Source organism: Catenuloplanes sp. NPDC051500, from assembly GCF_044454585.1.
Classification (GTDB): domain Bacteria; phylum Actinomycetota; class Actinomycetes; order Mycobacteriales; family Micromonosporaceae; genus Catenuloplanes.
In genome coordinates this window covers 273,052-287,911 of record NZ_JBITDX010000010.1, presented here as the reverse complement: position 1 = coordinate 287,911, position 14,860 = coordinate 273,052, and the positions used below count along the sequence as shown (strand labels likewise).

Annotated in this window: 11 protein-coding genes; 7 read left to right on the top strand and 4 right to left on the bottom strand. The window is 72.2% G+C overall.

The annotated features are described in order from the left end of the window. Positions 1-54 precede the first annotated feature (54 nt). Complete coding sequence (locus tag ACIA8K_RS22350; protein ID WP_396062167.1) at positions 55-639, top strand: RNA polymerase sigma factor; 585 nt, start codon at positions 55-57, stop codon at positions 637-639. Positions 640-644: 5 nt separating this feature from the next. Then, a complete protein-coding gene (locus ACIA8K_RS22345; protein WP_396062165.1) occupies positions 645-1,112 on the top strand; it encodes a hypothetical protein in 468 nt (155 codons plus the stop codon). Positions 1,113-1,123: 11 nt separating this feature from the next. Here the strand turns inward: ACIA8K_RS22345 and ACIA8K_RS22340 are convergent, their stop codons facing one another. Then, positions 1,124-3,712, bottom strand: coding sequence for a CHAT domain-containing protein (locus ACIA8K_RS22340; RefSeq protein WP_396062163.1), 2,589 nt, complete (start codon positions 3,710-3,712; stop codon positions 1,124-1,126). A 34-nt stretch (positions 3,713-3,746) separates the two neighbouring features. Here ACIA8K_RS22340 and ACIA8K_RS22335 point away from each other — a divergent pair, with 34 nt between their 5' ends. Next, positions 3,747-5,111 carry a S8/S53 family peptidase gene (locus ACIA8K_RS22335; RefSeq protein WP_396062161.1) on the top strand — a complete coding sequence of 455 codons (1,365 nt, stop codon included), beginning with the start codon at positions 3,747-3,749 and terminating at the stop codon, positions 5,109-5,111. A 197-nt stretch (positions 5,112-5,308) separates the two neighbouring features. Here the strand turns inward: ACIA8K_RS22335 and ACIA8K_RS22330 are convergent, their stop codons facing one another. The 3 genes from ACIA8K_RS22330 to ACIA8K_RS22320 all read right to left on the bottom strand — a co-directional run bounded on the left by ACIA8K_RS22330 (position 5,309) and on the right by ACIA8K_RS22320 (position 9,983). Continuing rightward, positions 5,309-6,733: a rhamnulokinase family protein gene (locus ACIA8K_RS22330; protein ID WP_396062159.1), complete on the bottom strand. Its 1,425-nt coding sequence runs from the start codon at positions 6,731-6,733 to the stop codon at positions 5,309-5,311. Further along, positions 6,730-8,760, bottom strand: a complete 2,031-nt coding sequence (locus tag ACIA8K_RS22325) for a bifunctional aldolase/short-chain dehydrogenase (protein WP_396062157.1) — start codon at positions 8,758-8,760, stop codon at positions 6,730-6,732. The genes ACIA8K_RS22330 and ACIA8K_RS22325 overlap by 4 nt, the downstream gene beginning before the upstream one ends. Before the next feature lie 167 nt (positions 8,761-8,927). After that, the gene (locus tag ACIA8K_RS22320; RefSeq protein WP_396062155.1) at positions 8,928-9,983 is read right to left on the bottom strand and encodes a LacI family DNA-binding transcriptional regulator; all 1,056 of its coding nucleotides are present in this window, start codon (positions 9,981-9,983) and stop codon (positions 8,928-8,930) included. 182 nt (positions 9,984-10,165) lie between these two features. Here ACIA8K_RS22320 and ACIA8K_RS22315 point away from each other — a divergent pair, with 182 nt between their 5' ends. The 4 genes from ACIA8K_RS22315 to rhaS are packed head-to-tail and all read left to right on the top strand — an operon-like array spanning position 10,166 to position 14,847. After that, a complete protein-coding gene (locus ACIA8K_RS22315) occupies positions 10,166-11,689 on the top strand; it encodes a sugar ABC transporter ATP-binding protein (RefSeq protein WP_396062153.1) in 1,524 nt (507 codons plus the stop codon). A 31-nt stretch (positions 11,690-11,720) separates the two neighbouring features. Next, positions 11,721-12,752, top strand: a complete 1,032-nt coding sequence (locus ACIA8K_RS22310; RefSeq protein ID WP_396062151.1) for an ABC transporter permease — start codon at positions 11,721-11,723, stop codon at positions 12,750-12,752. After that, the gene (locus ACIA8K_RS22305; RefSeq protein ID WP_396062149.1) at positions 12,745-13,740 is read left to right on the top strand and encodes an ABC transporter permease; all 996 of its coding nucleotides are present in this window, start codon (positions 12,745-12,747) and stop codon (positions 13,738-13,740) included. The genes ACIA8K_RS22310 and ACIA8K_RS22305 overlap by 8 nt, the downstream gene beginning before the upstream one ends. 36 nt (positions 13,741-13,776) lie before the next feature. Continuing rightward, entirely contained in the window at positions 13,777-14,847 is a 1,071-nt protein-coding gene (rhaS, locus tag ACIA8K_RS22300; RefSeq protein ID WP_396062147.1) for a rhamnose ABC transporter substrate-binding protein, read from the top strand. Positions 14,848-14,860 lie beyond the last annotated feature (13 nt).

Below are 14,860 nucleotides of genomic sequence, written 5' to 3'. Positions count from 1 at the left end.
CCTCGGCCCGTGCCACGTGTATCAGCGCCTCACCCGAGACCTCAGGGGCACACGATGGAAGACGACATCGGCGCACTCCTCGCCCGCAGCCGGAACGGGGACGCGGACGCCTGGGCCGCGCTGACCGCCCGGTACACCAACCTGCTCTGGTCGATCGCGCGCGGCATGCGGATGAGCGAGCCGGACGCGGCCGACGCCGTGCAGACCACCTGGCTGCGGCTCGTGGAACGGCTTGACACCATCCGCGAGCCGGAACGACTCGGCAGCTGGCTGGCCACCATCCTGCGCCGCGAGTGCATCGACATGCTCCGCCGGTCCGGGCGGCTCAAGACCACCGGGCCGGACGACTGGGAGGACATCGGCGCGGTCACCGACCCGCTCGACGACACGGTGCTCCGCGACGAGCGGGACGCTGCGCTGTGGCGTGCGTTCGGCCGCCTGCGACCACCGTGCCGCCGGTTGCTGCGCGCGCTGATGGCGGACCCGCCGCCCAGCTACACGGACGTGGCCGCCGCGCTCGACGTGCCGATCGGCAGCATCGGGCCGACCCGGCAGCGCTGCCTGAAATGCCTTCGCGGCCTGCTCGACGCGGGACTGTTCGACGACCGTGGCGCCTCGACCGACCTGCGCAAGGGGTGATGACCGTGAACCGCGACGACGAACTGCTCGCCTCGCTGCGGCGCATCGCGTCCGAGATCGACGCGCCGCCGCCCGGGGTGCTTGACGCGGCCCGGGCCGCATTCCTGACCCGGGACCTGGACGGGGAGATCGCGGTGCTGATCGCAGACTCCCGGTCCGCAGACTCCCCCACGGACTCGCCGGTACGGGCCGCGCCGGAGGAGACGGCGGGCCGGTGGCTGCTGTCGTTCTCCGGCGGCGGGGTGGACATCGACATCGAGGTGGAGGAGGGGACGGCCGGGCTGCGGCTGTTCGGGCAGTTCACGGGGGTGTCGGGCGACGACGTCCGGCTGGAGACCGCGGGTGGGGCGCGGGCGCTTGAGGTGGACGAGCTGGGACGGTTCCTCATCTCGGGGGTGCCGCACGGCGCGATCCGGGTGCGGTGCCGGGCCGAGGGGGGCGCGCCGGTGACGACGGCGTGGGTGACGATATGAGCGGGCTCAGCTCAGCGGCCCAGCGCGACGAAGGCGAGGGCGGTCGCGGCGGTGACCGGGTCGTCGTCGCCGGACCAGGTGGCCCGGCGGGCGCGGGCGAGGGCCGGGCCGAGCGAGTCGCCCGGCCGCAGTCCAGCGTGGACCGCTGCCATCAGCGGCGCGGCCGCCGCGTCGTTGACCGGCACGACGCCTGCGACCAGGCTCGCGGTGCCAAGCGGCGCCAGCACGCTGATCATGCCGAGCAGCTCGTCGCCGGCGACCGTGGCGGCCACGCCCGACTCGCAGCTGGCCAGGATCATGCTGTCCGGCGCGCGCCGCAGCCGCCCCAGGTCGTAGACGGTCAGCGGGCCGTCGTCGAGTCGTACCGAGGAGAAGAGCGGGTTGTCGGCCCGGAACACGCCGTGCGCCGCGATGTGCGCGACCCGCGCGCCGTCCACCGCGGCGAGCACCCGGGCCGCGGTGGCCCTGCCGCCGTCGAGCAGGACCGCGTCGCGATAGCCGGTCGCTATCCGGGCCGCCTCCGCCCGTGCGCCGGCCAGTCCCGGTCCGACCACGACCACGGCCCGGCCCCGGCGGCGGACCGGCTGCCGCACCGCGCGCAGCCAGACCGCGGCGGACGGCGCCACGGTCCAGGACTCGTCGCGCAGCACCGGCAGCATCGCCCACGGCACCGCGTGCAGCGCGCCCGGCGGCACGATCACCACCTCGGCGCCGCCGACCTCCGCAGCGGCCGGCCCGAGCAGCGCGGACTGGAGCCGGCGCCCGGCCTGGACCAGCGCGTCCGTGGCACCTCGTGCGGTCCGGCCGCGGGCGAGGCGGCGCAGCATGAACCGGGCCAGCTCCACCTCCCGGACCGCGATCGCGGCCGGGCCGGTCGTGTGCAGCCGCACCCGCCGGTTCCGCACCGTGACCACGTGCAGCACGCCGTCCACCACGACAAGCTCAAGGAGCAGCCGGTCACCGAGCCCGTCCAGCACGTCCGCGGCCGCAGACGCCGACGAGCGGGGACGGTCGCCGGACACCCGCCGGGTACGGGCGCGGATCGCGGCCTCCAGGCTCCGGCGTCGCTGCTCAAGCGCGGTCGCGGGCTCGCCGGCCGCCCGGGCCGCGTCCAGCCGGATGATCACCGCCCGCAGCATGGTCAGGTCCGCGGCCAGGTCCGTGTCGTCCGCCGGGCGCGGCGAGGGATGACTGAGCGCGCCGGCCCGCCAGCGCTCGCTCCAGGCCAGCAGCGCCCGCGCGTCGTTGCGGCGCACCGCGTGCCGCTGGCCGAGCGCGGCCAGCTCGGTGCCGTACCCGGCCGCGTAGGCCCGCAGCTCCACCGCGCCGAGCCGCCGCTGATGGTCGGACGCGGCGACCAGCCCGCGCCGGCACGCGCTGAGCGCCGCCCGGGTGGCGCCCCGGGCCTCCGCCCGCAGCGCCTGCGCCAGCCAGCCGCCCGCACGGCCGTAACTGGGGCCGCGGCTCCGGGAACGCGCGGCCCGCTCCAGGTGCCGTTCCGCGTCCGCGAGGCGGCCGGTGACCGCGGCGAGCCGCCCAGCGAGCAGGTCCGCGGCCGGCGCCTCCTCCGCACCGAGCGCGTCCAGCCGGTCCGCGATCCGGCCGGCGGCGGCGCGCAGCCGGCCGTCCCGGCGCCCACCGTCGTACCGTGCCTGGACCAGCACGAACGCGGCCCGCGCCGCCCACCATGGACGGTGCTGCGCACGGAACAGGTCACGGGCCCTCGCCGCGCGGCGTGCCGCCTCGTCCGGGCGGCCCGCCAGGTGCGCCGCCCGCGCGGAGACGAACTGCAGCTCCGCCGTGTCCGAGGTGCGCCGGCCGAGCCGGGCCAGACCGGCGTCCGCCGCCTCCAGCGCCTCTGCGGCGAGCCCGGCCGCGAGCAGCACCTTGCACCGATCGAAGACCAGATCCGCCGGGTACGACCCGAGCGTCGAGTACCGCTGCTCCGCCTCGTCCAGGAACGCAAGCGCGGCCGGCAGGTCACCGGACTGCGCGGCCAGGTCGGCCCGGTTGTGCACAGCGGTCACCGACTCCAGCTCCGATCCGGCCGCCCGGAACAGCCGGTCCGCCTCGGCCAGGTCCCGGTGCGCGCGGGCCGCCTGGCCGAACGTGGCGTACACGCCGAATCTGCTTGTCCGCGCGCGGGCCTCCCACACGCCGTCGCCGGCCCGGTGCAGCAACGCGATCGACCGGTTCAGGTCGGCCAGCGCCTCCTCGCGACGGCCCATCGCGGCCAGCTGGTAGCCGCGCCGCATCAGCGCGCGCCCGGCCAGCTGCCCGCGGCTGGCCGCCACCACCTCGTCAAGCACCGCGAGCCCGGTCGCGGTCCGCCCCGACATGGCAAGCGTGACCCCGAGCGTGGCCTGCACGTCCAGCGCGCGGTCCCGGTCCCCGGACGCCCTGGCCAGCCGCAACCCGGTCCGCAGCGCGCGGATCGCCTCGCCGAACCTGCCCTCGTCGCGCAACACGATCGCGCGCGCCTGAAACGCCACCGACCCGGCCGCGCCGCCCACCCCGCCCGCGATCAGCCGGGAGGCCTCCGCAAGGGCCTCAACCGGCCGGGACAACGCAAGCCGAAGCAACTCGTCGCCATCGGGCACGCGCCAAGTGTCCTCGCCCACACAGGAGGTTGTCATGCCCCGCAACCACGACCGCCCGAGTCCCGACTCCGAACTGCGGGCCGACACCCAGGTCGGCCTGCTGCTCCACGACTACGGGCTGTACGCCGCCCCCGGACCGGAGAACTGGGCGGAGGTGGGCATCAAGTACTTCGTACGACGCCGGTTCGTGCTGGTCCGCAGCGAGTTCGCCGCCGCGGCCCGGGATCTCCTCAGGCACGATCCCCCGCTGCTCGCACCGCCCCACGCGGATCCACTTCCAGGCGAGCCCGCGGACGGAGACGTCGCCTACGGCATCGAGTGGATCCGCATCGTCGAGACCGAGGACATCACAGTCTTCACCGCGCTGAAGCGCATCCGTGAGGGCCTCCGCCGCACGGTCAATCGGGACATCATCGAGCCCGGCGACGCGAGCCGCACCCCGAGATACGCCGGCGTCGCCGGCCCGGAGCTGCTTGTGCACGTCGCACACGACCACGGCACGGTGTGCCCCTCCGAGGAGCCGCACCCGGTCTGCTGCGACGACCGCCCGGACCCGCCGGTCGTGCCGGACGACCAGGCCGGACTCGGCGTCAAGGTCCTGGTCATCGACACCGGCCTCGACCCCGCCGCGACGTCTCTGCCGTGGATGAAGGGCGTCTGCGGCGACCCCGACCCCGGCCTGATCACCACGAATTCGAAGACCACAATCAGCCGGTACGCCGGCCACGGCACCTTCATCGCCGGCCTGATCCGCACGGTGGCTCCCGCGGCCGAGGTCGTCGTCCGGCTCGGCGTGCCCGCGCCCGTGCACGGCCACACCCACCCGGCCGGCACCATGTGGGAGGGCGACCTGGCCGATGCGATCCGGCGCGGCCTGCTCTTCGACCAGCCGGACATCATCAACCTCTCCGCCGGCACCGTCTCCGGCGAACCCTCCGGCCCGATGATCCTCACCGCGTTCCACGAACAGGTTCTGCGTCACCAGAAGGGCTTGGTGCTCGTCGCCGCCGCCGGCAACGACGGGATACGACAGCGCTTCTGGCCCGCCGCCGCACCGTGGGCGGTCGGCGTCGGCGCGCTCGCGCAGAACCGCCGGCGGCGCGCCGACTTCAGCAACTCCGGCAGCTGGGTGGACGTCTACGCCCCCGGCGAACGCCTGGTCAACGCGTTCCCGAGAGGCAACTACACCTACGAGGAGCCCAAGAACCGCGGCACCGCCCGCGACTTCGACGGCCTGGCCCGCTGGAGCGGCACCTCCTTCGCCGCACCGCTTGTCGCCGGCCTGATCGCCTCCCGCATGTCCCGTACCGGCGAGAACGGCGAGCGCGCCGCCCGCCGCCTCCTCGCCAGGTCCCGCCGCCACCACCTCCCCGGCGTCGGCCCGGTCCTCCTGCCCTAACACCGACAGCACCTGGAGGTATCCCGCGGCAGCACATCACCCCGGTTCATCGCGCCTCCTCGGCGCGATGAACCGAGCCCGGAAGGGCCGCCGGCCGAGCGAGGTGTGCCGGGGCGGGGCGCGTGTCGGAACGGACGGCGGCCCGCTCGGGCTCATGGTCGAGAGGGCCGCCGTCCCGGTCGTACCGTGTGATGCTCTTAGATGTTTGTCCAGCCCAGGCGCGATGCCGCCGCGTCCCACGGTGCCTGGTCACCCGTGGGCTGGTAGCGGGTGAGGGACTGGGTGTCGCGCAGCAGCGTGCGCAGGTCGGTCAGGGTCGGGCCGGTGGCGCCGGCGGCACGGGCCTGGACCAGGACGTTGCCGAGCGCGGTCGCCTCGACCGGGCCGGCCAGGACCGGGAGGCCGCAGGCGTCCGCGGTCAGCTGGCAGAGCAGCGTGTTGCGGGCGCCGCCGCCGACGATGTGCACCACGTCGACGCGTTTGCCGGAGAGCGCGGCCGCCTCCCGGATCGTCCGGCGGTGTGCCAGGGCGAGGCTGTCCAGGATGGTACGGGTGACGGCGGGCGCGTCGGCGGGGACGGGCTGGCCGGTGCGGCGGCAGAATTCGGCGATGCGGGCCGGCATGTCGCCGGGGGCGAGGAAGTCCGGGTGGTCGGGGTCGATCACCGAGACGAACTGTTCCCGGTCGCCGGCCGCCGCGATCAGCGTGGGCAGGTCCGGGTCGCCCCAGGTGCGGCAGGACTCCTGGAGCAGCCAGAGGCCCATCACGTTGCGCAGGTAGCGGATGGTGCCGTCGACGCCGCCCTCGTTCGTGAAGTTCGCCGCGCGGCTCGCCTCGGAGAGCACGGGCGCGTCCAGCTCCACGCCGACAAGCGACCAGGTGCCGCAGGAGATGTAGGCGAAGTGCGCATCCGCAGCCGGCACCGCGACCACCGCGGAGGCGGTGTCGTGCGAGCCGACCGCGATCACCGGGGGATTGCCGTCGATCTCACGCGCGCGGCCGATGATCGTGCCTGGCTCGCGCAACGGCGGGAAGAGCGCGGCGTCGAGGCCCGCCTCGGCGATCAGCTCCGCGGACCATAGGCGTGCGCGAAGGTCGTAGAGCTGCGTGGTGGACGCGTTGGTGATCTCCGCGCCGATTTGACCGGTCAGCCAGTAGGCGATCAGGTCCGGGATCATCAGCAGCCGCCGGGCCGCCCCGAGCTGTGGCGTGCCCTTCGCGGCCGCCAGCTGGTAGAGCGTGTTGAAGCTCAGCTGCTGCAGCCCGGTGGTCGCGTAGAGCCGCTCCTCGCCGATCCGCGCGGCCACCTGCTGCCAGCTGTCCGTGGTACGCGCGTCCCGGTAGTGCACCGGGTTGCCGAGCAGCGCGCCGGTGCTGTCGATGAGTCCGTAGTCGACGGCCCAGGAGTCGATGCCGATGCTGTCCACCGGCCCGGCCCGGCGCAGTCCCTCGAGCACGCCCCGGTAGAGCGCGAGGACGTCCCAGTGCAGCGTGCCGTTGACTGTGACCGGCTCGTTCGGGAAGCGGTGCACCTCGTCGAGGCGCAGCTCCGCCCCGTCGAGGGTGGCGCGGATGACCCGCCCGGACGAGGCGCCGAGGTCGACTGCCGCGAAAACCCTCATCGCAGGAACGCGGCCGCGACGCCCGCGTCGACCGGGATGTGCAGGCCTGTGGTGTGCGACAGCTCGCCCGCGGTGAGCACGAACACCGCGTTCGCCACGTGCTCCGGCAGCACCTCGCGCTTGAGCAGCGTGCGCTGCGCGTAGTAGGCGCCCAGCTCCTCCTCGGGCACGCCGTAGACCGCGGCCCGCTTGGCGCCCCAGCCGCCGGCGAAGATGCCGGAGCCGCGGACCACGCCGTCCGGGTTGATGCCGTTGACCCGGATGCCGTGGCCGCCCAGCTCGGCCGCGAGCAGCCGGACCTGGTGCGCCTGGTCGGCCTTTGCCGCGCCGTAGGCGACGTTGTTCGGCCCGGCGAAGAGCGAGTTCTTCGACGAGATGTAGACGATGTCGCCGCCCAGGCCCTGCGCGACAAGCACCTTCGCGGCCTCGCGGGAGACCAGGAACGAGCCCTTGGCCATCACGTCGTGCTGCAGGTCCCAGTCCGCCTCGGTGGTCTCCAGCAGCGGCTTGGAGACGGAGAGGCCGGCGTTGTTGACGATCAGGTCGACGCCGCCGAACGCGAGCGTGACCTTTCGCAGTGCTTGCGCCACCGCCTGGCCGTCCGTCACGTCCGCCTCGACAGCGATGGCCTGGTCGGTGCCGCCGATCTCGCTCGCCACGGTCTGTGCGGTGTCAAAGTTGCGGTCCGCGACGACCACACAGGCGCCCTCGGCCGCGAGCCGGAGCGCGATCGCCCGGCCGATGCCGGAGCCGCCGCCGGTCACGAACGCGATGCGGGTGGCGAGCGGCTTCGGCTTGGGGAGGCGTTGCAGCTTCGCCTCCTCCAGAGCCCAGTACTCGATCCGGAACTTCTCCGCCTCGTCGATCGGCGCGTAGGTGGAGAGCGCCTCCGCGCCGCGCATCACATTGATCGCGTTGACGTAGAACTCGCCTGCGACGCGCGCTGTCTGCTTGTTCGCACCGAAGGAGAACATGCCCACGCCGGGGACCAGCACGATCGCCGGGTCCGCGCCGCGCATGGCCGGGCTGTCCGCGGTGGCGTGGCGCTCGTAGTAGGCCCGATAGTCCTCGCGGTACCGCTCGTGCAGCTCCCTCAGCTTTTCGACGGTCTCGTCCAGCGGCGTGGTGGGGTCGACATCCAGAACCAGGGGCTTCACCTTGGTACGGAGGAAGTGGTCCGGGCAGGACGTCCCCTTCTCCGCAAGCTCGCCGAGCCGCTCCCGGCCCACGAAGTCAAGCACCTCGGGCACGTCCGTGTAGTGGCCGACCTGTGGCCGGTCGGTCGACGCCAGGCCCCGGACCACCGGGAACAGGGCCGCGGCGCGCGCGTGACGCTCCGCCTCGGGCAGCGCCTCGACCACAGTGGCGCCGAACGGGTCCGGCCGGCCGTTCGCCTCGATGTAGGCGGCCGCGGCCTCGATGACGGCGAGCGAGTTGCGCTCCGACTCCTCGCTTGTGGCGCCCCACGCGGTGATGCCGTGGCCGCCGAGGATCGCGCCGATCGCCTGCGGGTTGGACGCCTGCACCGCCGCGATGTCCAGGCCCAGCTGGAAGCCGGGCCGCCGCCACGGCACCCAGACCACCCGGTCCCCGAAGATCTCCTTGGTCAGTGCCGGCCCGTCCGCCGCGGTGGCGATCGCGATGCCCGCGTCCGGGTGCAGGTGGTCGACGTGCGGCGCGTCCACAAGCCCGTGCATCGCGGTGTCGATCGACGGTGCCGCACCCCCACGTCCGTGCAGGCAGTAGTCGAACGCCGCGACCATCTCGTCCTCGCGGTGCACGCCGGGGTACACGTCCACAAGCGCGCGCAGCCGGTCCAGCCGCAGTACCGCGAGGCCGGCCTCGGTAAGCGTGCCGAGGTCGCCGCCGGACCCCTTCACCCAGAGCAGCTCCGTCGGCGCGCCGGTCACCGGGTCGGTCTCCGTGCCCTTTGCCGAGGTGTTGCCGCCGGCGTAGTTGGTGTTGCGCGGATCCGCGCCCAGCCGGTTGCTGCGATCAAGCAGGTCACGTACTGCGGGGTTCGTCATGGTGTCCTTCTCGCGCGGGGGACGGGACTGCAGGCTAACCTGAAACGTTTCATGAACGTCGGACAGGTTACGGCGAGTGGCCGCGCCGGGTCAAGACCCGGCGCGGCCACTGAAACGTTCAATGATGCGGCCGATCGTGCGCCCCCGCCCGCGGGAGTCCCGGGGACTCACGCCGAGGCGCCCGGCCGGTTCGCCGTGGAGGCGCGGGCCACCAGCTCCGGGATGAACGTCGCCTGCTCGTGCCGGTGCTGCGGGTTCGTCGCCTCGTCGAGCAGCAGCTTCGCGGCCGCGCGCCCCAGCTCCTGGCGGGGCTGCCGCACCGACGTGAGCGGCACCGCTGCGGCGGCGGCGAACTCGATGTCGTCGAAGCCGACGATTGCCAGATCCTCCGGGACACGCGCGCCCGCACTCACCGCCTGTTGCAGCAGGCCCAGCGCGAGCAGGTCGTTCGCGCAGAACGCGGCGGTCGGGCGGCGGCGGCCGGCGATCCCGGCCAGGCGCTCCCCCGCAGAGCGGCCCTCGCTCACCGTGAGCGCATCAGTCGGCAGCCAGACCAGGTCCTCGGGGTTGCGGCCGAACTCGGCCCAGAGCCGGCGCGCCCCCTCCAGCCGATCGCGGACCTGGCCGATCGAGTCGGGGCCGCCGACGAACGCCACCCGCGAGTGCCCCTGCTCGATCAGGTGCTCGACCGCGATCCGGCCGCCCAGCACGTCGTCGACGCCGACCGAACAGAACGCGCCGGAGTCGCGGTGCCGGTCGACGATCACGATCGGGATGCCGCGGCGGGCGATCTCGTCCAGGTGCGGCGCGTCCGCGTTCACCGGGGTGATCAGGATGCCCTGGACGCGCTGCTGGAGCAGCCGGTCGAGGTGCGCCTCCTCGCGGGCGGCGCGGCCGTTGCTGTTGCAGATGAACAGCGACAGGTCCGCGTCCTCCGCGGCCAGCTCGATGCCCTGCGCCACGTCGTTGAAGAACGGGTTTGTGGCGTCAAGCATCACGTACGCGAGCGTGCGACTGGTCCCGGCCCGCAGCTGGCGAGCGGACTCGTTGCGCACGAAGCCCAGGTCGGCCATGGCCCGCTCGACGCGCTCACGGGTGGTGGGGCTTACCCGCTCGGGGCGGTTGAGCACGTTGGAGACGGTGCCGAGCGAGACGTCCGCGGCGGCGGCCACGTCCTTGACCGAGGGCGTCCGGGAGCCCGGCCGGGCATGCTGCTGGCTCACCAAGGGGCACTCCTGACACTTTGAAACGTTGTAGAGACACCCTACGGTACGCACACCCGTGCGAACGACGTGTTTCCTAACGATTTCTCTCCGCTGCTTGACACGTGTGACCGGGGCCACCTAGCGTCGCCGTACACACCTTGAAATGTTTCAACGAACCCACTCAAACGCGGAGGTGGCCCGTGACGACAGCTCGAAGCGTGTCGTCAGGCCCGGCGTTGCTCGAGGTCCTTGACGTCTCCAAGTCCTTCGGCGCCGTGGCCGCGGTGCAGGGGGTGTCCTTCCCGCTCTTCCCCGGCGAGGCGCACGCGCTTGTCGGCGAGAACGGCGCGGGCAAGTCCACGATCGTCAAGATGCTCGCCGGCGTGCACCGGCCGGACACCGGCACGCTGCGGGCGAACGGTGCGGACGTCATGTTCGGCTCCCCCGCCGACGCGAAGGCCGCCGGCATAGCGGTCATCTACCAGGAGCCCACGCTCTTCCCGGACCTGTCGGTCGCGGAGAACATCGCGATGGGCAACGCGCCGCTGACCCGGCTGCGCCAGATCGACCGCCGGTCCATGCGGGCCACGGCCGAGGCGCTGTTCGCGCGGCTCGGCGTGCGCATCGACCCGGACCGGCCGGCCCGCGGCCTCTCCATCGCGGACCAGCAGATCGTCGAGATCGCCAAGGCCCTGGCGACGAAGGCCCGCGTGCTGATCATGGACGAGCCGACAGCCGCACTCTCCGGGGTGGAGGTCGAGCGGCTGTTCTCGGTGGTCAGGTCGCTTCGTGACGAGGGCGCCACGATCATGTTCATCTCGCACCGGTTCGAGGAGATCACCGCGCTCTGCCAGCGCGTCACGATCATGCGGGACGGTAGGCACGTCTGCACGGAGAAGGTCGAGGACCTCTCGGTCGACGACATGATCCGGCGGATGGTCGGCCGCGACCTCTCCGTACTCTTCCCGAAGCAGGACGTGACCGCCGGCGACGTGGTGCTTCAGGTCGAGGGCCTGACCCGGGAGGGCGTGTTCCGCGACATCAGCTTCGAGGTCCGGGCCGGCGAGATCGTGGCGCTGGCCGGGCTGGTCGGCGCCGGCCGTTCCGAGGTGATGCAGGCCGTGTTCGGCGTCGACCCCTACGACAGCGGCACTGTCACGTTCCGCGGCAAACGGCTCAAGCCGCGCAACCCGCGCGCCTCGATGAACGCGGGGATGGCGCTGGTCCCGGAGGACCGCCGCCAGCAGGGCCTGATCATGGACCTGTCGATCGCCCGCAACGTGACGCTCCCCCGCTCCGGCGCGCTCGCCCGGCTCGGCCTGCTGTTCGGCAGCGCCGAGCGGGACGAGGCGACCACCTGGACACGGAAGCTGCAGACCAAGTTCGGCCGGCTCTCCGACGCGGTCGGCACCCTCTCCGGCGGCAACCAGCAGAAGGTCGTGCTCGCCAAGTGGCTGGCCACCGGCCCGAAACTGCTCATCGTCGACGAGCCCACCCGCGGCATCGACGTCGGCACCAAGGCCGAGGTGCACCGGCTGATGTCCGAGCTGGCCGCGGACGGGATGGCCGTGGTGATGGTCTCGTCCGAACTGCCCGAGGTGCTCGGCATGGCGGACCGGGTGCTTGTGCTGCGCGAGGGCCACCTGGTCGCGGCGCTCTCCCGCGCGGAGGCCACCGAGGAGTCAGTGATGTATGCCGCGATGGGACAGAAGGTAGCCGCATGAGCGAGTCGGGAAGCGCAGCGGGGGAGACGGCATGACCGCCGCCACCGTCGAGGCCCACAAGCAGGATCACAGGCAACAGCGCAGCCTGGGGTACGTCTTCCGCCAGCGCGAGATGGGCATCGTGCTCGCGCTGGCGATCCTGGTCGCCTACACCGCGATCAACCAGTCGCGCTTCCTGTCCTCGCAGAGCATCACGGACATCCTGCTCAACACCGCGATCCTGGCGGTGCTCGCGTCCGGCATGGCGGTCGTGGTGATCACCAGGCACATCGACCTGAGCGTCGGCTCCGTGCTCGGCCTCAGCGCGTTCACCGTCGCGACGGTGATGCAGAACAACCAGGACCTGCCGGTGGTGGCCGCGCTCGCGCTCGGCCTGCTGATCGGCGCGGTGGCCGGCGTGGTCAACGGCGCGCTCGTCCACTTCGGAAACGTGCCCGCGCTGGTGGTCACGCTCGGCACCATGTACGCCTACCGCGGTCTCACCTACTCGTGGGCCGGCGGGCAGCAGGTCACCGCGGACGAGGTGCCCCGGCACTTCCTGCGCTTCGCGAACAGCGACGTGCTCGGCGTACCGTGGCTGGTCATCATCGCCCTGGTGGTGATCGCCGGCGTCGGCCTGATGATGCGCAACTACCGGATCGGCCGCGAGCTGTACGCGATGGGCTCCAGCCCGCAGGCGGCCGCGCTGGCCGGCATCGCCGTCGCCCGGAACACGCTTGTCGCGTTCGTGATCAGCGGCGCGCTCGCGGGTCTCGGCGGCGTGCTCTATGCCTCCCGGTTCGGCACCGTCGACGCGGCCTCCGGCAACGGGTACGAGCTGCAGGTCGTCGCGGCCGTGGTGGTCGGCGGCGTGGCGGTGTTCGGCGGCAGCGGCACGATCTGGGGCGCGGGCCTCGGTGCGCTGCTGCTCACGGTCATCGGCAGCGCGCTCGCGGTGCTTGACATCAACCAGTTCTGGCAGCAGGCCATCGTCGGCGCGCTGATCGTGCTTGCCATCGGCGCGGACCGGCTGGTCGCCGTCCGCATCGCCCGCTCGCTGAGGAAGAAGGACTCCCATGTCTGAGCTGAAGGGGCGGCTCGCCGGCTGGGACAGCGCGATCATTCTGATCACTGTGGTGGTGCTGGCCGGTGCGAGCGTCGGCGTGGAGAACTTCGGCAACGGCACGAACTTCACGTTCCTGATCCTCGATCTGCTGCCGATCGCGCTGATCGCGCTGCCGATGACGATGATCGTGATCACCGGTGAGATCGACCTGAGCGTGGCAAGCACGCTCGGCCTGACCAGCGCGATCATGGGCGACCTGTGGAACCGCGGCCTGACCATCGAGACGATCATGCCGCTCTGCCTCGTGGCCGGCGCGCTGCTCGGCGCCGTGAACGGCGCGCTGATCAACCGGCTCGGGCTGCCGTCGCTTGCGGTCACGATCGGCACGCTTGCGCTCTACCGGGGCCTGGCGCTTGTGGTGCTCGGCGACGCCGCGGTGGCGGACTTCCCGCGGGTCTACACCGGCTGGGTCACCGGCACGATAGGCGGCAGCGCGGTCCCGAACGTGCTGATCATCCTGGTGGTGCTCGCGGTGATCTTCGGGGTGGTGCTGCACGCCACGCCGTTCGGCAGGTCGCTGTTCGCGATCGGGGCGAACGACCAGGCCGCACGCTTCTCCGGCATCGACGTGGCCCGTACGAAGTTCTGGCTGTACGTGGTCAGCGGCGCGATCGCGGGTCTGGCCGGCGTGCTCTGGACGCTTCGCTACTCGAGCGCGCGGGCCGACAACGGCGCCGGGCTGGAGCTGGCGGTCGTGGCGGCCGTGCTGCTCGGCGGCGTCTCGATCTTCGGCGGCAAGGGCAGCCTGTGGGGCGTGCTCGCCAGCGTGCTGCTGCTGGCCACGTTGCAGAACGCGCTGCGCCTGCAGGACGTGTCCGGCCAGGCGCTCAACATCGTGACCGGCGTGCTGCTCATCGCGTCAGTGCTACTTCCCAACCTGATCACCGGCGTCCGGAACTCGGTGCAGAAACGGCGGCTCCGGGCCGTACCCGCGAAGAGTATTTGATCTTGTGATTCCGTGGCGAACACTGAAAGGGCACCCATGAAGATGCACACCACGCGCGCGCTGGCCGTGGCCACCGCGTCGCTGCTGACGCTCGGCATAGCCGCGTGCGGCGGCACCAGCAAGGGCGACCACACAGGTGCGGCCGGGCCCGCCTCCACCGCGAAGGCGGACCCGAATGCCGCGCTCAAGGAGGGCCTGAAGATCGCCTTCCTGCCGAAGCAGCTGAACAACCCCTACTCGGACGTGGAGACCAGCGGCGGCGAGGCGGCGGTCGGCGAGCTCAAGGGCGAGTACAAGCTGGTCGGGCCGAACGACGCGTCCGCGTCCAGCCAGGTCAGCTACATCAACACGCTGATCCAGCAGCAGCAGAACGTCATCACGATCGCGGCGAACGACCCGAACGCGGTCTGCCCGTCGCTGCAGCAGGCCCGCCAGGCCGGCATCAAGATCGTCGCGTTCGACTCGGACGCGTCGAAGGACTGCCGCGACGTCTTCATCAACCAGGCCACCACGCAGGGCATCGGCGAGAGCCTTGCGAAGATGGCGAACGAGCTGGCCGGCGGCGAGGGCGAGATCGCCATCCTGTCCGCGACGCCGAACGCGACAAACCAGAACGCCTGGATCGCGGTCGTCGAGCAGGAGCTTAAGAAGCCGGAGTACAGCAAGATCAAGCTGGTCAAGACGGTCTACGGCAACGACGACGACCAGAAGTCGTTCCAGGAGGCCCAGGGCCTGCTGCAGTCGTACCCGAATCTGAAGGTGATCGTCTCGCCGACCACAGTGGGCATCGCGGCGGCCGCCCGGTACGTCTCCTCCTCCAACTACAAGGGCAAGGTCGCGATCACCGGCCTGGGCCTGCCGAACCAGATGCGGGAGTACGTCAAGGACGGCACCGTCTCGAAGTTCGCGCTGTGGAACCCGGCGGACATCGGCTACCTGGCGGCGTACGCCGGCGCCGCGCTCGCCTCCGGCCAGATCACCGGCGCGGCCGGCGAGAAGTTCACTGCCGGCAAGCTCGGCGAGTACACGATCGAGGCCGACGGCGAGATCGTGCTCGGCCCGCCGACCGAGTTCACCGCGCAGAACATCGATCAGTTCAACTTCTAGAGGCTGTTACAGG